This window comes from Klebsiella indica, from assembly GCF_005860775.1.
GTDB classification, from domain to species: Bacteria; Pseudomonadota; Gammaproteobacteria; order Enterobacterales; family Enterobacteriaceae; genus Klebsiella; species Klebsiella indica.
Genome location: NZ_VCHQ01000016.1, coordinates 138,881 through 162,623, shown reverse-complemented (window position 1 = coordinate 162,623; position 23,743 = coordinate 138,881). Strand labels below are relative to the sequence as shown.

Annotated in this window: 20 protein-coding genes; 14 read left to right on the top strand and 6 right to left on the bottom strand. The window is 56.4% G+C overall.

Annotated features, from left to right (window positions below):
* Nucleotides 1-355: 355 nt before the first annotated feature.
* The 3 genes from FE839_RS13295 to FE839_RS13285 all read right to left on the bottom strand — a co-directional run bounded on the left by FE839_RS13295 (nt 356) and on the right by FE839_RS13285 (nt 4,173).
* The gene (locus FE839_RS13295; RefSeq protein ID WP_138361279.1) at nt 356-2,311 is read right to left on the bottom strand and encodes a DNA topoisomerase III; all 1,956 of its coding nucleotides are present in this window, start codon (nt 2,309-2,311) and stop codon (nt 356-358) included.
* 4 nt (nt 2,312-2,315) lie between these two features.
* The gene (gene selD, locus FE839_RS13290) at nt 2,316-3,359 is read right to left on the bottom strand and encodes a selenide, water dikinase SelD (protein WP_138361278.1); all 1,044 of its coding nucleotides are present in this window, start codon (nt 3,357-3,359) and stop codon (nt 2,316-2,318) included.
* A 262-nt stretch (nt 3,360-3,621) separates the two neighbouring features.
* Nucleotides 3,622-4,173, bottom strand: coding sequence for an NAD(P)H nitroreductase (locus tag FE839_RS13285; protein ID WP_138361314.1), 552 nt, complete (start codon nt 4,171-4,173; stop codon nt 3,622-3,624).
* A 166-nt stretch (nt 4,174-4,339) separates the two neighbouring features.
* On the opposite strand from FE839_RS13285, the gene sppA reads away from it, so the two are divergent.
* From sppA to FE839_RS13225, 12 genes are all read left to right on the top strand, one after another.
* Nucleotides 4,340-6,193: a signal peptide peptidase SppA gene (gene sppA / locus FE839_RS13280; protein WP_138361277.1), complete on the top strand. Its 1,854-nt coding sequence runs from the start codon at nt 4,340-4,342 to the stop codon at nt 6,191-6,193.
* A gap of 134 nt (nt 6,194-6,327) precedes the next feature.
* Nucleotides 6,328-7,344, top strand: coding sequence for an asparaginase (gene ansA, locus FE839_RS13275; RefSeq protein WP_138361276.1), 1,017 nt, complete (start codon nt 6,328-6,330; stop codon nt 7,342-7,344).
* 158 nt (nt 7,345-7,502) lie between these two features.
* The gene (gene pncA, locus FE839_RS13270) at nt 7,503-8,144 is read left to right on the top strand and encodes a bifunctional nicotinamidase/pyrazinamidase (RefSeq protein ID WP_138361275.1); all 642 of its coding nucleotides are present in this window, start codon (nt 7,503-7,505) and stop codon (nt 8,142-8,144) included.
* A gap of 441 nt (nt 8,145-8,585) precedes the next feature.
* Complete coding sequence (locus FE839_RS13265) at nt 8,586-9,425, top strand: ABC transporter ATP-binding protein (RefSeq protein ID WP_138361274.1); 840 nt, start codon at nt 8,586-8,588, stop codon at nt 9,423-9,425.
* On the top strand, nt 9,415-10,296 hold the full coding sequence (locus FE839_RS13260) for an ABC transporter permease (protein ID WP_138361273.1): 882 nt from the start codon (nt 9,415-9,417) through the stop codon (nt 10,294-10,296). The genes FE839_RS13265 and FE839_RS13260 overlap by 11 nt, the downstream gene beginning before the upstream one ends.
* On the top strand, nt 10,296-11,366 hold the full coding sequence (locus FE839_RS13255) for an ABC transporter permease (protein ID WP_138361272.1): 1,071 nt from the start codon (nt 10,296-10,298) through the stop codon (nt 11,364-11,366). Before FE839_RS13260 ends, FE839_RS13255 begins: the two co-directional genes overlap by 1 nt.
* Nucleotides 11,367-11,415: 49 nt before the next feature.
* Nucleotides 11,416-12,432: an ABC transporter substrate-binding protein gene (locus tag FE839_RS13250; RefSeq protein WP_138361271.1), complete on the top strand. Its 1,017-nt coding sequence runs from the start codon at nt 11,416-11,418 to the stop codon at nt 12,430-12,432.
* A 36-nt stretch (nt 12,433-12,468) separates the two neighbouring features.
* Entirely contained in the window at nt 12,469-13,119 is a 651-nt protein-coding gene (locus tag FE839_RS13245) for a TetR/AcrR family transcriptional regulator (protein ID WP_241675629.1), read from the top strand.
* Between the two features lie 242 nt (nt 13,120-13,361).
* Nucleotides 13,362-14,762: an NAD(P)-dependent oxidoreductase gene (locus FE839_RS13240; protein WP_138361270.1), complete on the top strand. Its 1,401-nt coding sequence runs from the start codon at nt 13,362-13,364 to the stop codon at nt 14,760-14,762.
* Entirely contained in the window at nt 14,755-16,059 is a 1,305-nt protein-coding gene (gene preA, locus FE839_RS13235; protein ID WP_138361269.1) for an NAD-dependent dihydropyrimidine dehydrogenase subunit PreA, read from the top strand. Before FE839_RS13240 ends, preA begins: the two co-directional genes overlap by 8 nt.
* A 162-nt stretch (nt 16,060-16,221) precedes the next feature.
* The gene (hydA, locus tag FE839_RS13230) at nt 16,222-17,670 is read left to right on the top strand and encodes a dihydropyrimidinase (protein WP_138361268.1); all 1,449 of its coding nucleotides are present in this window, start codon (nt 16,222-16,224) and stop codon (nt 17,668-17,670) included.
* A gap of 24 nt (nt 17,671-17,694) precedes the next feature.
* Nucleotides 17,695-18,981: a Zn-dependent hydrolase gene (locus FE839_RS13225; protein ID WP_138361267.1), complete on the top strand. Its 1,287-nt coding sequence runs from the start codon at nt 17,695-17,697 to the stop codon at nt 18,979-18,981.
* 262 nt (nt 18,982-19,243) lie between these two features.
* Here FE839_RS13225 and FE839_RS13220 read toward each other — a convergent pair whose 3' ends face one another.
* Both FE839_RS13220 and msrB read right to left on the bottom strand, forming a co-directional pair.
* The gene (locus tag FE839_RS13220; protein ID WP_138361266.1) at nt 19,244-19,519 is read right to left on the bottom strand and encodes a YeaC family protein; all 276 of its coding nucleotides are present in this window, start codon (nt 19,517-19,519) and stop codon (nt 19,244-19,246) included.
* Between the two features lie 42 nt (nt 19,520-19,561).
* Nucleotides 19,562-19,975: a peptide-methionine (R)-S-oxide reductase MsrB gene (gene msrB / locus FE839_RS13215; protein WP_138361265.1), complete on the bottom strand. Its 414-nt coding sequence runs from the start codon at nt 19,973-19,975 to the stop codon at nt 19,562-19,564.
* Between the two features lie 352 nt (nt 19,976-20,327).
* Between msrB and gapA the strand changes: the two genes are divergently transcribed.
* Both gapA and FE839_RS13205 read left to right on the top strand, forming a co-directional pair.
* Complete coding sequence (gene gapA, locus FE839_RS13210) at nt 20,328-21,323, top strand: glyceraldehyde-3-phosphate dehydrogenase (protein ID WP_138361264.1); 996 nt, start codon at nt 20,328-20,330, stop codon at nt 21,321-21,323.
* Between the two features lie 336 nt (nt 21,324-21,659).
* Nucleotides 21,660-22,535 (top strand): D-hexose-6-phosphate mutarotase, encoded by an 876-nt coding sequence (locus FE839_RS13205; protein ID WP_138361263.1) that lies wholly within the window; start codon nt 21,660-21,662, stop codon nt 22,533-22,535.
* A 283-nt stretch (nt 22,536-22,818) separates the two neighbouring features.
* Here the strand turns inward: FE839_RS13205 and FE839_RS13200 are convergent, their stop codons facing one another.
* A complete protein-coding gene (locus FE839_RS13200; protein WP_138361262.1) occupies nt 22,819-23,673 on the bottom strand; it encodes an aldo/keto reductase in 855 nt (284 codons plus the stop codon).
* Between the last annotated feature and the right edge of the window lie 70 nt (nt 23,674-23,743).

Genomic DNA, 23,743 nt, shown 5'->3' with positions numbered 1-23,743 from the left:
ACTCCGGCTTCATCTGGCGGACCGGGCGGGACTCGACGTCCTGTCTCGACCCGCCCTCTGGCCGCCGTCCTGGCGGCCAGTCCTGGATGCGCGCCTGCGTTCTCGCCAGGTTTCCTTGATGCGCCCAACCCCCATGCGGTGAGTCCGTTATTCGTCAGTGGCTTTTCAGTGGCTGAAAATCATAAAAAAAGTTATATCCTTTATATTTCAGCCCGTATCAGCTCAGTAAGCGAATCAGCAGAATTAGATTTTCGTTTAAACCACCGATAATGCGATTGCCGCTGGCAAATAAAACAAAAGACAACACCGATGATTTGCTGAAGTGAACGGCATTGCCCGGTTTCCCCGGGGGTTTTTATTGCGGGCCTTCTGCCACAGCGTCAGATGCCGGTTTCTCACCTTTCGCTGCAGATCGACCTTTACGCTTACTAAAACCTTTCTTACCCTCTCCCGGCGCGACAATACCACGGAAGCGGCGTACCGGCGTGCTACGCGCCTGATCGATAAGCTGGAACAACGTGCCCACCAGCGGCTGCATAAAATCCTGATAGCGACACTGCTTTTCGCTAATTTGCGTCAGAACCGATTCCCAGTGGGCGGTCATATCCGGGCGGGTCGCCATTTCAGGCAGCGAATGGAACAGCGCTTTCCCCGCATCGGTAGAGTGGATATAGCGCCCTTTCTTGGTCAGGAAACCACGTTTAAACAGCAGCTCGATAATCCCGGCGCGGGTTGCCTCCGTACCGAGGCCATCCGTCGCGCGCAGGATCTTCTTCAGATCTTTATCCTGCACGAAGCGGGCAATACCGGTCATCGCCGACAGCAGGGTTGCATCGGTAAAATGACGCGGCGGCTGCGTTTGCCGCGCCACCACTTCGCCCTTTTCGCACAACAGTTCGTCATCTTTTGCCACCACCGGCAGCGGCATACCGTCGTTTTCCTCGTCGCGCTCTTTATTGCCCAGCAGCGTTCGCCAGCCAGCCTCCGCCAGAAAACGGGCTTTGGCGACAAACTTGCCGTTGGCGATATCGAGATCGATCTGACATTTGCGGAATACCGCATCCGGACAGAATTGCATCAGATACTGACGGGCAATCAGGCCGTAGACTTTTTCCTCATTGTCATTGAGTTTCACCTGCGTGCTACGCGCAGTAGGAATTATCGCGTGGTGCGCATCAACCTTTTTATCGTCCCAGCAACGGTTGCGGATCTCCGGATCCACCACCGGCTGCGGCAGCAGATCCGCCGCGTGGACGCCAATGGCGTTCAGCACCGCATGACGCCCGGCAAAATGCTCCTCCGGCAGATAGCGGCTATCCGAACGCGGATAGGTAATCAGCTTGTGGGTTTCATACAGCTTCTGGCAGATATCCAGCACGCTCTGCGCGCTAAAACCAAAGCGCTTCGCCGCTTCAATCTGCAGCGCTGAAAGGGAGAACGGCAGCGGCGCGGGCTCCGAGTCGCGCTTGTCGTTATAGGCGGTCACCGTCGCCGGTTGGCCCTCAATCCGCTTAACGACATGTTCAGCAAGTGCACGATGAAGCAGTCGCCCTTCTTCATCCTGATACGGTTCGCAGGCCTCACTGGGCACCCAGGTCGCCACAAAACGCTCATCCTTCGGGGTAACGATATGCGCCTTCACATCGAAGAAATCTTTCGCGACGAAGTTTTCAATCTCTTCGTCCCGACGCACCACCAGGCCAAGCACCGGCGTCTGCACGCGTCCGACCGATAACACGCCCTGATAACCGGCGTTACGTCCGAGGATGGTATAGGCGCGGGTCATATTGATCCCGTACAGCCAGTCGGCGCGGGCGCGGGCCAGCGCCGAGACGCATAACGGAATAAATTCACTGTTGGCGCGCAGGCGGTTAATCGCGCGCTCCACCGCCTGCGGGTTAAGGTCATTAATCAGGCAGCGCTGCACCTGCTGGCGCTTTTCCGGCGATAATTGCAGATAATCCAGCACTTCATCCACCAGTAACTGACCTTCCCGGTCCGGGTCGCCCGCGTGGATCACCTCCTCAGCCTCGCCAAGAAGGCGCTTAATCACGTTAAGCTGTTTGGTTACCGACGGCCGGGGCTGAAGCTGCCACTTGTCCGGCACAATGGGCAAGTCGAGCAGGTTCCAGCGCGCATAGCGCCCGTCATAGACATCAGGCTGTGCCTGCTCCAGCAGGTGGCCGATACACCAGGTGACCACCTGTCCGTTGCCGCACTCAATGTAGCCGTCGCCTTTGCGGTGCGGTTTTGGCAGCACATCGGCAATGGCGCGCGCAAGACTTGGCTTTTCTGCAATAAACAGCCGCATGAAATCAACGGATCTCAATCATGGGGCGTCCACCGCGCGCGGTGAGCAGTTCGCCAATGGCGGCAAGCGTGATACCAAACTCGGCCGCCGCCGCTTGCACCTCCGCCTCCGCCTCCGGCGTCACTGCCAGCAGCAGACCGCCAGAGGTTTGCGGATCGCACAGCAGATCGCGCCACGCTGGCGGCATCTCGCCCATAAGATGACCGTAGCTGGCAAAGTTACGTCCGGTCCCTCCCGGTACCGCGCCCGCTGCAATGTACGCTTCCACACCGGGCAGCTTCGGGATATCCGCATAGGAGAGTTGCGCCTGAACGCCTGCGCCACGGCACACTTCGCTCAGGTGGCCGAGTAACCCGAAACCGGTCACGTCGGTCATCGCTTTTACGCCATCGATGCTGGCAAACGCCGAACCGACAAGATTCATCTGGCACATGGTTGCCGTCGCCAGCCCCTGATGCTCAGGCTTGAGCAGCGACTTCTTCTCCGCAGTGGTCAGCACGCCAATACCCAGCGGTTTAGTGAGATAGAGTTTACACCCCGCCTGAGCGGTACTGTTTTTCTTGATGCGATCGGTTGACACGACGCCGGTCACCGCGAGACCGAAGATCGGTTCGGGGGCGTCAATTGAGTGGCCGCCAGCCAGGGCAATTCCCGCCTGCTGACAGGCAAAACGCCCGCCGTCAACCACCTCGCGGGCGATCTCCGGCGACAGGGTATTGATCGGCCAGCCGAGGATAGCAATCGCCATAATCGGTTTACCGCCCATGGCGAAAATATCGCTGATGGCGTTGGTGGCGGCTATGCGTCCAAAGTCGAACGGATTATCAACGATCGGCATAAAAAAGTCGGTGGTGCTGATAATGGACGTACCGTTGCCGAGATCATAAACGGCCGCATCGTCGCTGGTCTCATTACCCACCAGTAAATTCGGATCGATAAACTTCGCCTGGTCGCTTTTGAGGATCGTTTCCAGCACTTTTGGCGAAATTTTACACCCGCAACCGGCTCCGTGGCTGTATTGCGTTAAACGAATGGTTTGCTCGCTCATGGACATCTCCTGTCATTGCAATCCCGCTATGGTAGCGCTCAAACGTCGGGGTGATAAGTATCACTGTCCTAAATCGCGTATGGTTGCTCATTAAGCAGACAAAAAACGACTTTGCAAAACGGCAGAAGTACCTGGTGAACAGGGTTTCGTCGTCGCGGGATCCATGAGGCGGCGCTGCGCACCTGTCCGTGCGCCCCTCGCGGCGCACGCAGCACGTGGCCGGGCCTGGCGTCAACCGTTTCCCGACAAAAGGCAAGCGCCGTCAGAAGCGCGTGACGAACGGCGCGGTATCCGGCAAAGCTATTTTGGTTGAGGCTTTCAACATCGGCGTCCCCAGATAGAGAAATCCGACAATTTTATCCTGCTCCCGGCAGGCAAACCCTTCGCGCACCACCGGGCTCTCGGTCAACGCCCCGCTACGCCAGATCCCATTAAAACCCTGCGCCACTGCCGCCATTTGCATGGCCATCACCGCGCAGCCTGCCGACATCTCCTGTTCCCATTTCGGCACCTTCGGATGATCTTCGCAGCGGGCCACCACGGTAATAATCAACGGTGCGCGAAACGGCGCGCTACGGGCCTTTTCAATCGCTTTTTCATCTGCCCCCGCCGCGATGGCGCCCTTTTCCAGCAACTGGCTGAAGCGTTCGCGACCTTCATCGGCAATAATAAAGAAACGCCACGGCTGCAACGTCCCGTGGTCCGGCGCACGCAGGCCTGCGCGTAGAATATTTTCCAGCTGTTCGCCTGCCGGGGCGGGCTCAGTCAGACGTGACGCGCTGCGGCGATTAAGCAATAGTTCGAGAGCATCCACCTGTATAACTCCTGTCATGTCATTTTTCATAAAATTAACATGCGCAAGGATTTTGTTACAGCCCAACAGGTGATTCCTGCTGACAACCGTCGGCACTCTCTTTAGGATAGCCAGACGCGGCTGCCCCGGCGGCTCGCTCATTTTTAATAATGGTAAGGGAGAATACATGCGCACTCTTTGGCGACTACTCGCCGGAATGATTAAATGGACATGGCGGGTACTCAATTTCATTCGCCAGCTCGCACTGAACGTGGTTTTCCTGCTGCTGGTACTGGTTTGCATCGGTATCTGGTCTCAGTTCAGCGGTACCACGACAGAGCACACCACCCGCGGCGCGCTGCTGATGGATATCACCGGCGTCGTCGTCGATAAGCCCTCCGCCAGCAGCAAGCTTGGCGTGATTGGCCGCCAGCTTTTTGGCGCCAGTTCCGATCGTCTGCAGGAAAATTCGCTGTTCGATATCGTGCAAACGATACGCCAGGCGAAAGATGACCGGAATATCACCGGTATCGTGCTGGATCTGAAAAATTTTGCCGGTGGCGATCAGCCATCAATGCAGTATATCGGTAAGGCGCTGCGCGAATTCCGCGATAGCGGTAAGCCGGTGTACGCTATCGGTAACAGCTACAGCCAGGCGCAGTACTATCTGGCCAGCTTCGCCAATAAGATCTGGCTCTCGCCGCAGGGTGAAGTGGACCTGCATGGTTTCGCCACCAACGGCCTGTACTACAAATCGCTGCTGGATAAACTCGAAGTCTCAACCCATGTCTTCCGCGTCGGCACCTATAAGTCGGCGGTTGAGCCGTTTATCCGCGACGATATGTCGCCCGCCGCCCGTGAGGCGGATAGCCGCTGGATTGGCGAGCTGTGGCAGAATTACCTCAACACCATCGCCGCTAACCGGCAGATTACCGCCCAACAGCTGTTTCCTGGCGCACAGGGCGTGATTGACGGCCTGCGTAAAGTCGATGGCGACACGGCGAAATACGCGCTGGATAACAAGCTGGTTGATGAGCTTGGCACCGCCGCTGAGGTGGACAAAGCGCTGACGAAGCAGTTTGGCTGGAGCAAGGCGGACAACGACTATAGCGCAATCAGCTATTACGACTATGCGCTGAAAACCCCTGCCGATCAGGGCGCGACGATTGCGGTTATCTTTGCCAACGGCGCGATTATGGACGGGGAAGAAACGCCGGGCAATGTCGGCGGCGATACCACTGCGGCGCAGATCCGCGATGCGCGTCTGGATCCGAAAGTGAAAGCCATCGTGCTGCGAGTCAACAGTCCGGGCGGTAGCGTCAGCGCCTCTGAAGTGATTCGCGAAGAGCTGGCGGCGGCGAAAGCAGCGGGTAAACCGGTCGTCGTATCAATGGGTGGCATGGCGGCCTCCGGCGGCTACTGGATCTCAACCCCGGCGAACTATATCGTGGCAAACCCGAGCACCCTCACCGGCTCCATCGGCATTTTTGGGGTAATCAATACCGTTGAAAATACGCTGGGCGCAATTGGCGTGCATACCGACGGCGTCTCAACCTCGCCGCTGGCTGATGTCTCTACCACCAAAGCGCTGCCGCCGGAAGTGCAGCAACTGATGCAGTTGAGTATCGAAAACGGCTATAAGCGCTTTATTACCCTGGTGGCGACCTCGCGCAAGAGCACGCCGGAGAAAATCGACCAAATCGCCCAGGGTCATGTCTGGACCGGAGAAGACGCGAAAGCTAACGGCCTGGTCGACAGCCTCGGCGACTTTGACGACGCGGTAGCAAAAGCCGCGGAGCTGGCGAAGCTGAAACAGTGGCATCTCGATTTTTACCAGGAAGAGCCCAGCTTGTTCTCAATGGTAGTGGATAGTCTGACCGGTTCAGTCCGTGCAGCGCTGCCGGCGGCGATTCAGGCCTATTTACCCGCCCCGGTCGCCGCTGCGGCTAACGCGGTGAAAACCGAGAGCGACAAGCTGGCGGCGTTCAACGATCCGCAGAACCGCTACGCTTTCTGCTTAACCTGCGCCAATATTCATTAATCCTTCCGCCGCCCCTATCCTCGGGGCGGCCTGTCTTCTGACAGACTGAAATGAAGGAAACCCGCCAGCGCCTATGCCACTTGCCGCGTCGCCGGTATATACTTCGCCGGTCCATATATAATCTAAGTGATGCTATGCAGAAGAAATCTATTTACGTTGCCTATACCGGCGGCACCATCGGTATGCAGCGTTCAGAACATGGTTACATCCCTGTTTCCGGCCATTTACAACGCCAGTTGGCTTTAATGCCCGAATTCCACCGCCCGGAGATGCCTGACTTCACCATCCATGAATACGCGCCATTGATGGACTCTTCCGACATGACGCCGCAGGACTGGCAGCATATTGCCGACGATATTCGCGACCATTACGACCAGTATGACGGTTTCGTGATCCTGCACGGTACGGATACCATGGCGTTTACCGCCTCGGCACTCTCCTTTATGCTGGAGAATCTGGGGAAACCGGTCATTGTGACAGGGTCACAAATACCGCTGGCCGAACTGCGCTCCGACGGACAAATCAACCTGCTCAACGCGCTGTACATCGCAGCCAACTATCCGATTAACGAAGTCTCGCTCTTCTTCAACAATCGCCTTTATCGCGGCAACCGCACCACGAAAGCCCACGCCGACGGCTTTAACGCCTTTGCCTCACCGAACCTGGCGCCGCTGCTGGAAGCCGGAATTCATATTCGCCGCCTCACCACGCCTCCCGCGCCCCATGGTAATGGCGAGCTGGTGGTTCACCCTATCATACCGCAGCCGATCGGCGTGGTGACGATTTACCCCGGCATCTCAGCCGATGTGGTGCGTAACTTCCTGCTCCAGCCAGTTAAAGCGCTGATCCTGCGCTCTTATGGCGTCGGCAACGCGCCGCAGAATGGCGATTTTATTCAGGTGCTGACCGAAGCCAGCCAGCGGGGTATTGTGGTGATTAATTTAACCCAGTGCATGTCCGGAAAGGTCAATATGGGCGGCTACGCCACCGGAAACGCGCTGGCTCAGGCCGGAGTGATTAGCGGTTTCGATATGACCGTCGAAGCGACGCTAACCAAGCTACACTATTTGCTGAGCCAGGATCTGGACGTTGCGGCAATCCGCCACGCGATGCAGGAAAACCTGCGTGGCGAACTGACACCCGATGAGTAAGAGCCTATCCCATTAGGGCTATTTTGCTTGTCATTTTGAATCTGGGCAGTGCTCAGAATCCTCACGTACTACGTGTACGCTCCGGTTCTTCCGCGCTGGCCGTGTTCAAACTGGCTGCGCCAATAACGCCTGGTGGGATAGACTCTAAGGAGGAATAGATGACACAGCGTGCACTGTTATTGATTGACTTACAAAACGATTTTTGCGCCGGTGGCGCGCTGGCCGTTCCGCAGGGCGACAGTACGGTGGAGATCGCCAATCAGCTTATCGACTGGAGTCTGGCGCGCGGCGAGATCGTCGTCGCCAGCCAGGACTGGCATCCGGCAAATCACGGTAGCTTCGCCAGCCAGCATCAGGCGGAGCCCTATACCCAGGGCGAGCTTGACGGTCTGGCGCAAACCTTCTGGCCAGATCACTGTGTGCAAAATAGCGCAGGCGCGGCGCTGCATCCGCTGCTTAAACAGCAGGATATTACCGCGGTGTTCCGTAAGGGCGAAAATCCGGCCATCGATAGCTACAGCGCGTTTTTCGATAACGGTCGGCGGCAAAAAACAGAGCTTGATGCGTGGTTACGTGAACGCGGAATAACCGAGCTGACGGTGCTGGGCCTCGCCACCGACTACTGTGTCAAGTTTAGCGTGCTGGATGCGCTGTCTCTGGACTATCGCGTCAACGTCATTACCGACGGTTGCCGCGGCGTAAATATTCATCCGCAGGACAGCGCCCAGGCGTTTATGGCAATGGCTGCGGCTGGCGCAACGCTGTATACCCTGGCAGACTGGCAAGAAACACAACGCTGAGCCTTAACGCCAGCAGCTTATCCGGCCTCTCCATTACGCACATGTTACGTCCTGACTGGCGTTTCGCGGGCCGGATAACGCTTCCTCTTGCAGATAACAATCCCGCGCCCTTTAACCTGCCCGGATCGCCTCACTGAGCATATTATGTCCATACGTAGGGGATGCGCCCATCTGCCACGTCAACCGGTTCAGACTGTCCTTCCGCCTTTGTACAGCGGGAGTATAACCTCTGCACTGCCATGTTTTTTTGCCCGGCACCATCCCCCCTTTCCTTCATTGCCCCACAAACACGCAAACGCGTCGACATTTGCACCAAACTGGTCATCAAAAAACCTTATTATGCGGCGAATGCGCCACAAATAGCGCCATTTCATGACTGGCACAAAAATGGCATGGGGATACAAACTTAACCAGTTAGTCAAAAAAAGGGGGAGACCGGGAATGAGCCAGTTGATCTACGCAGAGGAATCTGCGGTCGTGCCGTTGAAACCGATAACCGCCACCGCACGCCCTGCCATCAGGGTAAACCAGGCCAACGTGATTTACCCGGCGGCCGATCAGCCGGTGCATGCGCTGAAAGATATTAATCTGACCATTCGCCAGGGGGAGTTTGTTTCGTTTATCGGACCTTCCGGTTGCGGTAAAACAACCTTATTGCGCGCCATTGCCGACCTGGAACCCATCACCTCCGGTGAAGTGCTGGTTAATGATATGTCGCCTTCAGAGGCCCGGCAGGGGGGCGCATACGGGTATGTTTTTCAGGCTCCGGTGCTGTTGCCATGGCGTACCGTACTGGCAAACGTCAAACTGCCGCTACAAATCCAGGGTATGCCGCCGGAGCGCTGCGACGACATCGCCCGTGAACAACTGGCGCGTGTCGGGCTGAAAGGGTTTGAGAAAAAATACCCGTGGCAGCTTTCCGGCGGCATGCAGCAGCGTGTCTCCATCGCCAGAGCGCTGGGTTTTGAACCTAAAATCCTGATGATGGACGAGCCCTTTGGTGCGCTGGATGAACTGACCCGCGACAACCTCAACCAGCAATTACAGCAGTTGTGGTTTAACGAACAACGCACAATGGTCTTCGTGACGCACTCCATTTCCGAGGCGGTATACCTCTCTACCAAAATCGTGGTGATGTCGCCACGTCCAGGGAGAATTGTGAAGGTAATTGAGTCGCCGCTGCCTGCAGAACGTTCCCTTGCCATTCGTGATACGCCGGCATTTTTGCAGCTTGCCGCCGATGTTCGCAAGGCGCTGGTGGAGGGACATCATGAGCATTAGCCAACGCCTGCATCTCTATGCTCTGCCCGTCGGCAGCGTACTCCTGGTGGCACTGTTCCTCTGGTATGTACTGGCCTTCGCGCTGAACGCACCGGGCGTGATCGACCGGGTATTGACCCCGCGCGGCGCATGGACCAGCCGTGATTTGATCGTCGCCGCCCTGAACGCCACCCGCCCGCTGCTGCCAGCGCCGCATCAGTTGCTTGTCGATATCTGGAACAGCCTGACGCAGTGGCCGATCGACTCGCCGAGAAATTTGTTACTGCACACATGGGTCACCGCCAGCGCGGCGCTGACCGGTTTCGCAATGGGGGTGGTATTGGGTGTTCTGCTGGCCATCGGTATAGTGCACTCGCCCACACTGGATAAGGCGCTGATGCCGTGGATCGTCGCGTCGCAAACCATTCCGGTCCTGGCTATCGCCCCTATCGTATTGATTATCCTCGGCAGTCTGGGGATCACCGGCATGTTGCCAAAAGCGACCATCGCCATGTACCTGTGCTTTTTTCCGGTCACCATCGCCATGGTGCAGGGACTGCGTTCGCCGCAGAAAATGGAAATGGAACTGGTGCATACCTACGCCGCACGACGCGCCGATATTTTCTGGATGGTTCGTCTTCCCTCCTCGCTACCCTATCTTTTCCCTGCGTTTCGCGTCGCCATCGCCAGCGGTCTGGTCGGCACAATGGTGGCGGAGTTACCGACTGGCGCACAGGCCGGGCTGGGGGCGAGACTGCTGACCGGCTCCTATTACGGCAATACCATTCAGATTTGGTCTGCGTTGGTGATGGCGTCACTGCTGGGCCTGACATTGACCGGGATGGTCACGCTGACTGAACGGCTGGTGATGCGCCAGCGTAAGGGGGCGTAATGAAAAAGCACGCGATTCCTGGCTCGCTACTGTTAGTAAGCGCGTTTATCATCGCTATCCTGGCGCTTATTCAGTTAAGCGCCGCTGACCATACGTTTTCTGCACTCCGCCTCAATGCGCTGCTGCTCATTGCCTGTGCGCTGTTGGCCTGCTCAACAAAAAGTTTGCGCAACCTGCTCTTTGCGGTCGCGCTCGTTGTCAGCGCGCTCTGGCTGGCGGTATTACCGTTTAATGGCATGCTCACTCTGGCCCTGGCGCTGCTCGCCGCGGTGAGCGTACAACGTCTGGCCAGCGCGCCGGTTCCACCTGCAGCCGTCGCCGCGTTACTCGGCGTCTGGTTGCTGTGGTTCTGGCAGATTCTGGTCAGCGGATTTGCCGTTCCCCAGGTTATCCTGCCCGCCCCGCTTGATATCCTCACCGCGTTAATCGACAGCGCTTCGCTGCTGGCGGGCGATCTGGTGCAGACCGTTCTCAAATCGGTGCTGGCGGGTTATCTGCTGGGCTGCGGCGCAGGCATTGGCGTGGCGCTGCTTATCGACAGGCTTCCCTTCCTGCAGCGCGGGCTGCTCCCGGTCGCCAGTCTGACCAGCACGGTGCCGCTGGTGGGCGTCGCCCCTATCGCCGTGATGTGGTTTGGTTTCGACTGGCCGTCAAAAGCCGCGGTGGTGATTCTGGTGACCTTTTTCCCGGCGCTGGTCAGCACGCTGGCCGGACTGAAAGCGAGCGACAAGCTGGAGCAGGAATTGATGTACTGTTACGCTGCCACGCCTCATCAGCAGTTGCGCATGCTGCGCCTTCCCGCCGCAATGCCGTTTATTTTTAACGCCCTGAAAGTGAACGCCACCCTGGCGCTGATCACCGCCATTGTCGCCGAATATTTTGGCTCCCCCACCGCCGGGCTGGGCTTTCGCATCTCCACAGAATCGGCGCGAATGCATATGCCGGTGGTGTGGTCGGCGATTGTGGTGTCGTCACTGGCCGGTTCGCTGATTTACACCGTGCTGGTGCGCCTCGACAGACGCATAAATTTCTGGCATCCCTCGATTCGCGGGATGGCGGCGGAAAAGTAAAACAACATAAAAACATGATGATGCACACACTAACCCGAGGAGTTATCCCATGATGAAACGTTCCGCTTTTCGCCGGGGGTTGTTGCTGGCGGCAATGTCTGCGGCATTGACTTTTTCAGCATACGCAGCAGAGAAAGTGACGCTGCAGTTGAAATGGGTGCCACAGGCACAATTTGCTGGCTACTACGTGGCGCAGGAAAAAGGGTTTTATAAAGACGAAGGGCTGGATGTTACGATCAAACCCGGCGGAACGGATATTTCTCCGGTCCAGGTGATTGCCGGGAAATCCGCAGATGTGATCGTTAACTGGCTGCCTGATGCGCTGGCCTCACGTGAAGCGGGCGTTCCGCTGGTCAATATTGCCCAGATCTTCAATCGTTCCGGCATGATGCTGACCTGTAAAAAATCGAGCGGGATTAAAACCCCCGCCGATTTCAAAGGCAAAACCCTGGGTGTCTGGTACGGCGGCAACGAGTACCCCTTCTTCAACTGGATGAACAAGCTTGGACTGAAACCCGGCACCGATATTACTATTCTCAAACAAGGCTTTAACGTTGACCCACTGTTACAGGATCAGGCAGCCTGTATCTCCACCATGAACTATAACGAATACTGGCAGTTGATCGATGCGGGCCTGAAAGAATCGGATTTGATCACCTTCCCGTACGAGGATCAGGGCGTATCCACGCTGGAAGACGGGCTGTACGTGCTGGCTCCGAGCCTGAAAGACCCGGCTTTCGTCGCCAGAATGGCGAAGTTCCTCAAGGCATCGTTTAAAGGCTGGGATTATGCGGTGAAGCATCCGCAAGAGGCAGCGAAAATCGTGGTAGCGGAAGATGCTTCCGGCGCGTCTACCGAAGCGGTGCAAACTCGCCAGATGGAAAACGTGGCGAAACTGATCACTAATGCCAACACGCCGCAAATTGGCTATCTCGATCCGGCGGCTTATCGCCATACGATTGATGTCCTGCTACATAGCGGCGGCGATACCCCGGTGATTAAAAAAGACCCGGGTGACAGTGCGATGACCCATATCGTCTGGGATGCCGCGGCAAAGCTGAAATAGTCCTCCCGCCAGGGACGGCGGATTTCACCGGAGCCAATGATGAATGAAAGTCTGCTGGGCGGCATTGAGGTATCGCTGGAAAAAGGGCGTATTCGCCAGGATAACGAAGCCATCATAATGGCTGCCGCCGAACGCGTCTTTGCCTGTTACGGATTTCGCGGCGCCACCATGCAACAGATCGCCGATGCCGCCGACCTGCCAAAGGCCAATCTTCATTACTATTTTGGTCACAAAAAAAACCTCTATCTGCGCGTACTGGAGTGCATTCTGCACGACTGGCTGGCGCCGCTGGAAGGGATCTCGGCGCATGCGGATCCCAAAACGGCGCTGGAAGAGTATGTCCGTAAAAAGATTGGCTTTAGTTTTTCTCGCCCTGAAGCCTCCCGCCTGTTTGCCAACGAAATCCTTCAGGGCGCGCAGGCTGTTCATCCGCTATTAAAGACACAGCTCAGGCGACTGGTGGAGGAGAAGGCGCGCATTCTTGATGGCTGGATTTCACAGGGTAAGCTGCGGCAACTGGATACCACCCATTTCTTTTTTACCGTCTGGGCGATAACCCAAACCTACGCAGATTTTGATATTCAGATTGCCGCCGTACTGGGGGAAGATTCGCGCAGTGCGGCAGCGCAGTCGCGAACAACAGAACATGTATTGCGCTGCGTTTGCCGCATCTGCGGCCTGGAATGATTGACGACTTCTGCCGCAATATGCAGCAAACAGCGGCAAATATGGTGCAAATTGCACCAAAAAATACCACAAAAAGGCATGCTGCATTATTCACAACGCCCTACCTTCCTTAATTTACACGCTCTGCGGCGAACCTGCTGGAAATGGCACATAATTAGCATGGTTATTACGTGAAAACTTAACCATCTGGTCAAGATTTTAAACGCAGGGAGAGATAACCCTGCTAATCATTCAGGAGAAGCATGATGAGCGACTGTTCAGGTATCGACGCCCCCGGACGCCAGGCCGCCCGGCTGGCGCCCGACGCGTATGCGCGTGAGTTTGCGGACTGCGCGCCCCCGTTAACCGCCTCGCAGGCGGTGATTGAAGCGGAACGCTGTTACTACTGCTTTGATGCCCCCTGCTCCCGGGCCTGCCCGGCCGATATCGATGTACCGAGCTTTATTCAACGTATCGCCCAGAACAACAATCGCGGCGCGGCGGAGGTCATTCTGCGAGCCAATGTGTTAGGCGGGATCTGTAGCCGCGTCTGTCCGACAGAAACATTATGCGAACACGCCTGCGTGCGTCACGCGCGAGACGGTCGCCCGCTCAATATCGGACTGCTCCAGCGCTATGCCACGGATGATTTCTTTGCACATCCCGGTCAGCCGCTATTCATCCGTGGGCCTGAAACAGGGAAACGGATTGCCGTGGTTGGTGCGGGTCCGGCGGGGCTGACCGTCGCTCACCAGCTGGCGGTTGCGGGTCACAGCGTGGATCTCTTCGATGCCCGCAGTAAAGCCGGCGGTCTCAACGAATATGGTCTGGCCCGCTATAAAGTCACCGATGGTTTCGCCGCGCGGGAAGTGGCCTGGTTGCTCTCCGTGGGCGGAATTACGCTGCACGCCGGAAAAACCCTGGGGAAAGAGATCAGCCTCGCCCAACTGCAGGCCAGCCATGACGCGGTATTCCTCGGCCTTGGGCTGGCGAGCGTGAATCAACTGGAAAACACTGGCACAGAACCTGACGGTGTTTTTGAAGCGGTGGATTTTATCGCCGATTTACGCCAGTGCACAGATCTGAGGCAAATCCCTGTCGGCCGTAAAGTGGTGGTCATTGGCGGCGGTATGACCGCCGTTGACGCCGCCGTACAGGCAAAAAAACTCGGCGCGCAGGACGTTACCCTTGTTTACCGCCGCGGCGAAGCGCAAATGAAAGCATCGGAAAAAGAGCGGCAGTGGGCGCAACTGAACGGCGTAACGGTGCGTCTGTGGGCCACCCCGTTGCGGTTCGAACAGCGCAACCATCAGCTTACGGGCGTGACGTTCAGCGTAACGCGCGAGGATGTTCAGGGGACCGCGACCAGCGGCGAGACCTTCACGCTGGAAGCCGACATGGTGCTTAAAGCCATCGGTCAGACTTTCGAATGTTCCCCGGTCGGGCAAGCCGTGCAGTTAAAACAGGGACGCATCGCCACCGATGAGAATGGCCGCACCTCGCTGGCCGGCGTCTGGGCCGGCGGCGACTGCTGTGCCGGCGGTCTTGACCTGACGGTCGACGCCGTGCGCCAGGGCAAACTCGCTGCCCGCTCTATCTCTCTGGCCCTCGCCATCAACAACGCCGCTAACGCCATCTCTTTTCAGGAGCATGCCCATGGCTAGTCTGCACAGTGATTTTCTCGGCATTCAAAGCCCCAATCCATTCTGGCTGGCGTCTGCACCGCCTACAGATAAAGAGTACAACGTGGAACGCGCTTTTCAGGCCGGATGGGGCGGCGTGGTATGGAAAACGCTCGGCTTAGATCCCCATGTGGTTAACGTTAGCGGGCCGCGCTACGCCACTCTTGCTGGCGGCGACCGCCGCGTTATTGGTCTGAATAACATTGAATTGATCACCGACCGTTCTCTGGCCATCAATCTTGAGGAAATTACCCGTATCAAACAGCGATGGCCGGACCGGGCTGTCGTGGTATCGATCATGGTGCCCTGCGAAGAGGAAGCGTGGAAAACCATTTTACCGCAGGTTGAAGCCACGGGCGCAGACGGTATCGAGCTTAACTTTGGCTGCCCACACGGCATGAGTGAGCGAGGAATGGGCGCCGCGGTGGGCCAGGTGCCGGAATATATCGAGATGGTCACCCGCTGGTGCAAGCAATATTGCCGCCTGCCGACGATCGTCAAACTGACGCCGAACATCACCGATATTCGCTATCCGGCCCGGGCCGCGAAGGCGGGTGGCGCTGACGCTGTTTCGCTGATCAACACCATTAATTCGATCATCGCCGTCGATCTTGAGCAGATGTTGATGTTACCGCACACCGGTAATCAGGGCTCGCATGGCGGCTACTGCGGTCCGGCAGTGAAGCCCATAGCGCTGAATATGGTCTCGGAAATTGGCCGCGATCCGCAAACCCGCGGTTTACCGATTTCCGGCATTGGCGGTATTGCGACCTGGCGCGATGCGGCGGAATTCATCGCCCTGGGGTGCGGGACGGTGCAGGTGTGTACCGCGGCGATGGTGCATGGTTTCCAGATCGTGCGCGACATGATAAGCGGCCTGAAAAACTATATGGATCAGAAAGGGTTCCGGACCCTTGAGGACTTCCGCGGCATGGCGCTGCCGAGCGTCACTGACTGGCGCTATCTCAATCTCAATCATGTGAATAAAGCGATCATCGACCAGGCGTCGTGTATCAAGTGCGGGCGCTGCCACCTGGTTTGTGAGGACACGTCGCATCAGGCGATTACCGCCATCACCGGGGAAACCCGGCATTTTGAAGTGCGTGAGGAGGATTGCGTCGGCTGCAACCTTTGCGCCTCAATTTGCCCGGTTGAGAACTGCATTTCACTGCGCAGCCTGCAGCCTGGCGAAAAAGATAAACGGACTGGAAAAGTGGTGACCGATGTTTACGCCAACTGGACCACGCACCCCAATAACCCGCTGACCACCCCGGCGTAATGGGCGGCGGCGCGGTCGGTTCCCCCTCACCCTGCCCCGGCGCCCTCAAGGGAGAGGGTGAAAAACAGAACGGCGCTGGCAAGCGCCGCCTCGCCGGGGAGCGAGTCAGGCTGAGGGGAAAAGACCATAACCCATCAAACAAAGCACTACAGGAGAAAACGAATGCGTAACCTGTTGATTAAAGGCGGTACTGTCATCAACGCGGACCATCAGCGCCGCGCCGACGTGCTCTGTGTCGATGGCATCATCGCGGCCGTCGGCGATGCATCTCAGTGGGATATTCCCGTTGACACCGAAACCCTCGACGCTGGCGGATTGTACGTGATGCCTGGCGGCATCGACCCGCATACCCACATGAACTTCCCGTTTATGGGTACCACCACCGTCGATGACTTCTACAGCGGCACTGCGGCCGCGCTGGCGGGCGGTACAACCACCCTCCTCGATTTCGTCATCCCTAACCCACAGCAGCCGCTTATGGAGGCCTATCAGCAGTGGCGGGGCTGGGCGGAAAAAGCGGCAACGGATTACAGCTTCCACGTCGCCATCACCTGGTGGGACGAAAGCGTGCGCCAGGATATGGGAACGCTGGTACAACAGGAAGGCGTCAATAGTTTCAAGCACTTTATGGCCTACAAAAACGCCATTATGTGCGATGATGAAACGCTGATGAACAGCTTTCGTCGTTGCCTCGAACTAGGCGCAATGCCGACGGTACACGCGGAAAATGGCGAGATGGTATACCTCCTGCAACAAGAGATGCTTAAGCAGGGTATCACTGGCCCGGAAGCTCACCCGCTCTCTCGTCCGCCGGAAGTCGAAGGGGAAGCCGCTAACCGCGCCATCACGGTGGCCAGTATTATGGGAGTGCCGATTTATGTGGTACACGTCTCATGTCGCGAATCTGCCGCAGCCATTGCCCGCGCCCGCGCCAACGGGCAGCGCGTCTATGGCGAAGTGCTGGCGGGACATCTGGTGATTGACGATAGCGTCTATCGCCATCCGGACTTTGGCTTCGCCGCCGCCCACGTTATGAGCCCGCCGTTTCGCGAAAAATCCCATCAGGCGGCGCTGTGGCACGGCCTGCAATCCGGTCAGCTTCACACGACGGCGACCGACCACTGCACCTTCTGCGCCAGCCAGAAAGCGGCGGGCAGGGATAATTTCGGCAAAATTCCGAACGGCTGCGGCGGTGTGGAAGAGCGCATGGCCGTCATCTGGGATGCCGGGGTTAATAGCGGACGCCTGACGCCAGGCGAATTCGTGGCAATTACCTCAACGAATACCGCCCGTCTCTTCAATATCTACCCGCGCAAAGGCTGTGTTGCACAAGGCGCGGATGCCGATCTGGTCCTCTGGGACCCGGCTGGCAGCAAAACGCTTTCCGCCAGCACACATCATTCGCGCAATGACTTCAATATTTTCGAAGGCCGGACGGTCACCGGCATCCCTGTTTTTACCATTAGCCAGGGCCATCTGGTATGGGCCGATGGCGAACTGCGCGCCCGTGAAGGGGCGGGTCGCTATATCAAACGTCCGGCATTCGGCCCGGATTTCAGCGCCGCAGCGGCATGGGAGCGCCAGCACGCCCCGCAGGCCGTCGCCCGTTAATCACCTGACATTGAGGAAACAATCATGAACAGTGAAGTCATTTCACCAGACACGAACCGCATTGATATCAGTGACCTGAGGATTGATGGCGAACGTTTGTGGCAGTCATTAATGGATCTCGCACACATTGGCGCCACGCCCAAAGGCGGGGTCTGCCGTTTAACGCTGACTGACCTTGATCGCCAGGGGCGTGATTTAGTCGTCGGCTGGGGTAAAGCGGCCGGGCTGTCGGTCGAAATAGATCAAATCGGCAACGTCTTTATGCGCCGACCTGGCCAGAACAACACCCTGCCGCCGATTGTCGCGGGTAGCCATATCGACACCCAGCCAACCGGAGGAAAATTCGATGGCAATTTCGGCGTACTCTCGGCGCTGGAAGTTATCCGTACCCTTAACGATCGCAATATTGAAACGGAAGCGCCGATTGAGATGGTCTTCTGGACCAACGAAGAAGGATCGCGTTTTGTGCCGGTTATGATGGGGTCCGGGGTTTTCGCCGGCATCTTTCCGCTGGAGATGGCCTATGCGGCAACCGACACCGAAGGTAAATCGGTAAAAGATGAACTGTCCAATATTGGCTATGCGGGCGAGGTGGTCCCCGGCACCCACCCGATAGGCGCCTACTTTGAAGCGCATATTGAACAAGGCCCTATTCTTGAAGATCAGGATATCGCCATTGGCGTGGTACAGGCCGTACTGGGTATTCGCTGGTATGACTGCATCGTCACCGGGATGGAGTCCCATGCGGGCCCCACGCCGATGGCGCTGCGTAAAGATGCTTTGCAGGTCGCCACCCATATTATGCAGGAAGTCATCAATATTGCCGGGCAATTTTCTCCGCATGGACGGGGAACCGTCGGTATGGTGCAGGTGCATCCAAACAGCCGCAACGTGGTGCCCGGCAGCGTGAAATTCTCCATTGATTTTCGCAACATGACCGATGCCGACGTTGATAACATGGACGCGGCGTTAAAAGCGTACATTGCCGAAATCGCCCAGAAGAGCGGACTGAATGTGGAACTTAAACAGGTCTCACACTATCCTGCCGCCCCTTTCCACCCGGATTGCAAAGAAGCCGTACGGCGGGCTGCGCAAAAATTAGGTTACTCTGCGATGGATATCGTCTCCGGTGCAGGACATGATGCCGTGTATATGAGCATGCTCGCGCCGACCGGTATGATTTTCATTCCCTGCAAAGATGGCATCAGCCACAATGAGACGGAGTACTCATCACCGGAACAGGTTGCGGCTGGCGCAAACGTACTGTTACACGCGATGCTGGAAAAAGCCGGGGTAGTCTCGCGGGAGTAATCGCCCTGCTTATAAACGCCGATGGCTGGCGACCGCATAGTGCGGGTCAGTTAAGCGAGCCATCGGTTTTTTCGCCAGCGTGAATCACTTTTTTAACGTGGTTTTGACGAAAGTCGCGCCCTTTTCGTTCGCCCCCATGCCCGGCATTGCGCTGAAAACCTGCCGCTGCGCGGTCAGGTCGGATTTCCTTCTGACGACTTTCACAACAACACAGCGCGGGCAAATGACGCTTTAGCCAGGCCACTACCGGATCCGTCGAGATTCAGGATTTAAACCGCGCAATAGGCTCCGGCGTGATGCCAAACTCAACTTTTAATTGCTGTTTGCTTTTCATCACCATCTGCCCGTTCGTATCAATGGTCATATGTTGCGCATCAACGTTATGCCGGGCCTGCCACAACATCACCAGTTGCAGGCTGTTTTCTTTCTGCTCCGGGGTTAACGCCACCCCATCGGGCCATTTTCCCAGTTCCACCGCCGTCGCCAGGCGCTGATAAACTTCCGGCGTCATACTGCTGATAATTTGTTCGATATCCATTTGTCGCGCCTTAAGATTGGAATAATTAGCTGAATCGTTTTTTCAACCCTTGATTTGCTCACCATTTTCATCGTTAGTGAAGCTCAGGGAAGCGGAATTAACACAAAAACGTTCACCGGTGGGCTGTGGGCCATCCGGGAAAACATGACCAAGATGCGCATCGCAGTTTCCGCAGCGAATTTCCGTGCGTTGCATACCGTGAGAGTCATCATTCAGGTAGCGGATCGCATCCTCACTTACCGGCTCATAAAAGCTCGGCCAGCCACAGCCCGAATCATACTTGCTCTGGGAGTGAAACAGCGCGGCATCGCACACCAGACAATGGTAGACGCCATCTCGTTTGTTGTGGAGGAGCCGCCCGGTGAACGGCGGTTCAGTACCGTGATTCTGCGTCACGTAAAACTGCATCTCGGTCAGGTTTTTTTTAAGCGCATCCGCGGTGGGTTTATTCGACATTGGCTTGCTTCTCGCTCTTGCTTTTCGCTATGTAAGAACACCTTCTTTACGCCGATTCTAACAAAATATTAACAATGAAATGTAGACTTTTGTTCTAAACTTAGGCAATGCCATAAGGCAGGCAGATAATTGCGACGCACATCACAATTTTATCTTAATCGCCCTTTAAAATTCCGCGCGCTGCCCCCATATGGAATCGAGCTCAAAGGGAAAGTGAGGCAAATCAATCGCGCAGAGGCCGGCTTAGTATTGATTTGTCGCAATGATTGACACGATTCCGCTTGACGCTGCGTAAGGTTTTTGTAATTTTACAGGCAACCTTTTATTCACTAACAAATAGCTGGTGGAATATATGACTATCAAAGTAGGTATCAACGGTTTTGGCCGTATCGGTCGCATTGTTTTCCGTGCTGCTCAGAAACGTTCTGACATTGAGATCGTTGCAATCAACGATCTGTTAGACGCTGACTACATGGCTTACATGCTGAAGTATGACTCCACTCACGGCCGTTTCGACGGTACCGTTGAAGTGAAAGACGGTCATCTGATCGTTAACGGTAAAAAAATCCGTGTTACCGCTGAACGTGATCCGGCTAACCTGAAGTGGGACGAAGTTGGTGTTGACGTCGTTGCTGAAGCAACCGGTATCTTCCTGACTGACGAAACCGCGCGTAAGCACATCACTGCTGGCGCGAAAAAAGTCGTTCTGACTGGCCCGTCCAAAGACAATACGCCGATGTTCGTTCGCGGTGCTAACTTCGACAAATACGCAGGCCAGGACATCGTTTCCAACGCCTCCTGCACCACCAACTGCCTGGCGCCGCTGGCAAAAGTCATCAACGACAACTTCGGCATCATCGAAGGCCTGATGACAACCGTTCACGCGACCACCGCAACTCAGAAAACCGTTGACGGCCCGTCTCACAAAGACTGGCGTGGCGGCCGTGGCGCGGCTCAGAACATCATCCCGTCCTCTACCGGCGCAGCTAAAGCGGTAGGTAAAGTCCTGCCGGAACTGAACGGCAAACTGACCGGTATGGCGTTCCGCGTTCCGACTCCGAACGTATCCGTTGTTGACCTGACCGTTCGCCTGGAAAAAGCGGCTTCTTACGAAGACATCAAGAAAGCGATCAAAGCTGCCTCCGAAGGCCCGATGAAAGGCGTTCTGGGCTACACTGAAGACGACGTTGTTTCCACCGATTTCAACGGTGAAGTTTGCACTTCCGTGTTCGATGCTAAAGCAGGCATCGCGCTGAACGACAACTTCGTTAAGCTGGTTTCCTGGTACGATAACGAAACCGGTTACTCCAACAAGGTTCTGGATCTGATTGCCCACATCTCCAAATAAGCTGAGATGAGAAAGTAATCTGTAAGAGCGACTTCGGTCGCTCTTTTTTTTGATCTGAAGAGCTATCCGTCATGCTTCAGGTAGCAGGTATAATATCGCCTGCGTTCACTCATCCGGATCACTGACTAATGTAAGCTCATCGGGCGTAATCAGGGACATCCAGCTTCCTGATCGCAGACAATCCACGGTTGGACAAATCGGGTACTGACGAAATTTGCCCTTCACTCGCCGCAGGATTCACCTGTGACTTTGCCCTCAGGGCCAGCTAAGCGCTGCGCAAAACGGTTACGCGTTTTGTCCAGTTCCCGCATGATTTAAGATAAAAAGGATTGTGTAATGATTAATAAAATTTTTGCTCTCCCGGTTATCGAACAGCTTACCCCCGTTCTCTCTCGTCGCCAGCTTGACGACCTGGAGCTGATCGTTATTGACCATCCGCAGGTCAAGGCATCTGTTGCTTATCAGGGGGCTCATCTGCTCTCGTGGAAACCTGCCGGAGAAGAAGACGTGCTGTGGCTCAGCGACAACACGCCGTTTAAACATGGCGTTGCCCTGCGCGGCGGTATTCCTGTTTGCTGGCCATGGTTTGGCCCTGCCCGGCAGCCGTCCCATGGCTTTGCGCGTATCCTGCCGTGGACGCTTAAAGGCCACGATGAAGATGAACACGGCGTGATGCTGACGTTTGCTCTGCACAGCAGCGATGAAACCCGGAAATACTGGCCCCATGATTTCACGCTGTATGCGCGTTTTAAACTGGGCCAGAGCTGCGAGATTGAGCTGGAAGCGCACGGCGAATTTGAAACCACTTCCGCCCTGCACTCTTATTTCAACGTCGGCGATATTGCGGCAGTGAAAGTGAGCGGTCTGGGCGACCGTTACATTGACAAAGTTAACAACTCAGAAGAAGGGGTATTAAGCGACGGCGTACAAACCTATCCTGACCGTACTGACCGGATTTATCTGAATGCTGAATCCTGCAGCGTGATCCATGACGATGCGCTACGTCGCAATATCAACGTTATTCATCATCATTACAGCAACGTGGTGGGATGGAACCCGGGGCCTGCGCTTTCACAAAGCATGGGCGATATGCCGGACGAGGGTTACAAGACCTTCGTTTGCGTCGAAACCAGCTGCGTGACCGTGCCGCAGAAGGCCAGCGAGGAGAATCCATCGCGGCTGGCGCAAACTATTCGCGTGGTGAAATACTAAATACGGCGAACTCTGCGGGCTGATAACCGTTGTCTGTGTTCTGAATAATTCGAGTTGCTGTTCAAAACGCGTCACCGTTCTGAACAGCGCTTGCGCTGGCTTCAAAGGTGTGCGTCCGCAGGCCGGTTCACACGGCGGGTATAATCAATTCCCGCACCACTCAGGGGGATCGGAACGGCTTCTGACCCAAATCCCCAAAAAACACAATTCCCTCTGATTTCCGGGTAAAGCCCGCCCTGGGATTGACTCAACTGAACGACATTACGCCCGTCCGGCACCGTCTTTACACAATATCCAGCGGCGTTTTTCTTCCTGGCGCCGGATAAGCGCGATCCAGGCTCGCCCGTTCCTCAGCGGACAACACGATCTCCAGCGCAGCGGCATTTTCCGTTACATGCTCAATACTTGCCGCCTTTGGAATCGCCAGCACGCCCCGATGGCTAATCACCCACGCCAGCAGCACCTGCGCCGCCGTCAGCCCTCTCTGCTGCGCAATACTTTTCACAACAGTATGATTTAAAAGCCCATTGCGCAGCCGACCGGCCTGGGCCAGCGGACAATACGCCATCACCGGCAACCGTTGCTGCTGGCACCACGGCAGCAGGTCATACTCGATACCGCGAGAGGCCAGGTGGTAGAGCACCTGATTAGTCGCGCACTGCTCGCCGCCAGCCACCTGCCACAACTGCTGCATATCATCGTAATCAAGATTCGACACGCCCCAACGGCGAATTTTCCCCTGAGCAACCAGGGCCTCCATTCCCTCCACCGTTTCCTGCAGTGAATAATCACCGCGCCAGTGCAGTAAATAGAGATCAAGGTAGTCGGTATTCAGGCGACGCAGACTGGCTTCACAGGCGCTGACCAGCTTGCGCCCCCCGGCATTCCACGGATAAACCTTTGACACCAGCACCACGCGATCGCGCTGCCCGTGAATCGCCTCTCCGACCACCTCTTCCGCGCCACCATCTGCGTACATTTCGGCGGTATCGATAACCGTTAACCCGAGGTCGATGCCCGCGCGTAGTGCAGCCACCTCCTGCGCACGCCGCGCCCGGTTTTCCCCCATATACCAGGTTCCCTGTCCAATGACGGGAACTGTCGGATGCTCGCCAAAACGTATTGCCCTTTCTGCCATACATACCTCCCGCAATTTCATTGCACAACCATAATGCAAAACAGGGCGTTTCGCCCTGTTTTGATGCATG

What these genes read in the sequence shown, in the direction of transcription:
- sppA (WP_138361277.1), top strand. Translation starts at nt 4,340, where the DNA reads ATGCGCACTCTTTGGCGACTACTCGCCGGAATGATTAAATGGACATGG.
- gapA (WP_138361264.1), top strand. Translation starts at nt 20,328, where the DNA reads ATGACTATCAAAGTAGGTATCAACGGTTTTGGCCGTATCGGTCGCATT.
- pncA (WP_138361275.1), top strand. Translation starts at nt 7,503, where the DNA reads ATGACACAGCGTGCACTGTTATTGATTGACTTACAAAACGATTTTTGC.
- msrB (WP_138361265.1), bottom strand. Translation starts at nt 19,975, where the DNA reads ATGTCGAATAAACCCACCGCGGATGCGCTTAAAAAAAACCTGACCGAG.
- FE839_RS13205 (WP_138361263.1), top strand. Translation starts at nt 21,660, where the DNA reads ATGATTAATAAAATTTTTGCTCTCCCGGTTATCGAACAGCTTACCCCC.
- FE839_RS13265 (WP_138361274.1), top strand. Translation starts at nt 8,586, where the DNA reads ATGAGCCAGTTGATCTACGCAGAGGAATCTGCGGTCGTGCCGTTGAAA.
- FE839_RS13295 (WP_138361279.1), bottom strand. Translation starts at nt 2,311, where the DNA reads ATGCGGCTGTTTATTGCAGAAAAGCCAAGTCTTGCGCGCGCCATTGCC.
- preA (WP_138361269.1), top strand. Translation starts at nt 14,755, where the DNA reads ATGGCTAGTCTGCACAGTGATTTTCTCGGCATTCAAAGCCCCAATCCA.
- FE839_RS13200 (WP_138361262.1), bottom strand. Translation starts at nt 23,673, where the DNA reads ATGGCAGAAAGGGCAATACGTTTTGGCGAGCATCCGACAGTTCCCGTC.
- hydA (WP_138361268.1), top strand. Translation starts at nt 16,222, where the DNA reads ATGCGTAACCTGTTGATTAAAGGCGGTACTGTCATCAACGCGGACCAT.
- FE839_RS13225 (WP_138361267.1), top strand. Translation starts at nt 17,695, where the DNA reads ATGAACAGTGAAGTCATTTCACCAGACACGAACCGCATTGATATCAGT.
- ansA (WP_138361276.1), top strand. Translation starts at nt 6,328, where the DNA reads ATGCAGAAGAAATCTATTTACGTTGCCTATACCGGCGGCACCATCGGT.
- FE839_RS13245 (WP_241675629.1), top strand. Translation starts at nt 12,469, where the DNA reads ATGATGAATGAAAGTCTGCTGGGCGGCATTGAGGTATCGCTGGAAAAA.
- FE839_RS13250 (WP_138361271.1), top strand. Translation starts at nt 11,416, where the DNA reads ATGATGAAACGTTCCGCTTTTCGCCGGGGGTTGTTGCTGGCGGCAATG.
- selD (WP_138361278.1), bottom strand. Translation starts at nt 3,359, where the DNA reads ATGAGCGAGCAAACCATTCGTTTAACGCAATACAGCCACGGAGCCGGT.
- FE839_RS13220 (WP_138361266.1), bottom strand. Translation starts at nt 19,519, where the DNA reads ATGGATATCGAACAAATTATCAGCAGTATGACGCCGGAAGTTTATCAG.
- FE839_RS13240 (WP_138361270.1), top strand. Translation starts at nt 13,362, where the DNA reads ATGATGAGCGACTGTTCAGGTATCGACGCCCCCGGACGCCAGGCCGCC.
- FE839_RS13260 (WP_138361273.1), top strand. Translation starts at nt 9,415, where the DNA reads ATGAGCATTAGCCAACGCCTGCATCTCTATGCTCTGCCCGTCGGCAGC.
- FE839_RS13255 (WP_138361272.1), top strand. Translation starts at nt 10,296, where the DNA reads ATGAAAAAGCACGCGATTCCTGGCTCGCTACTGTTAGTAAGCGCGTTT.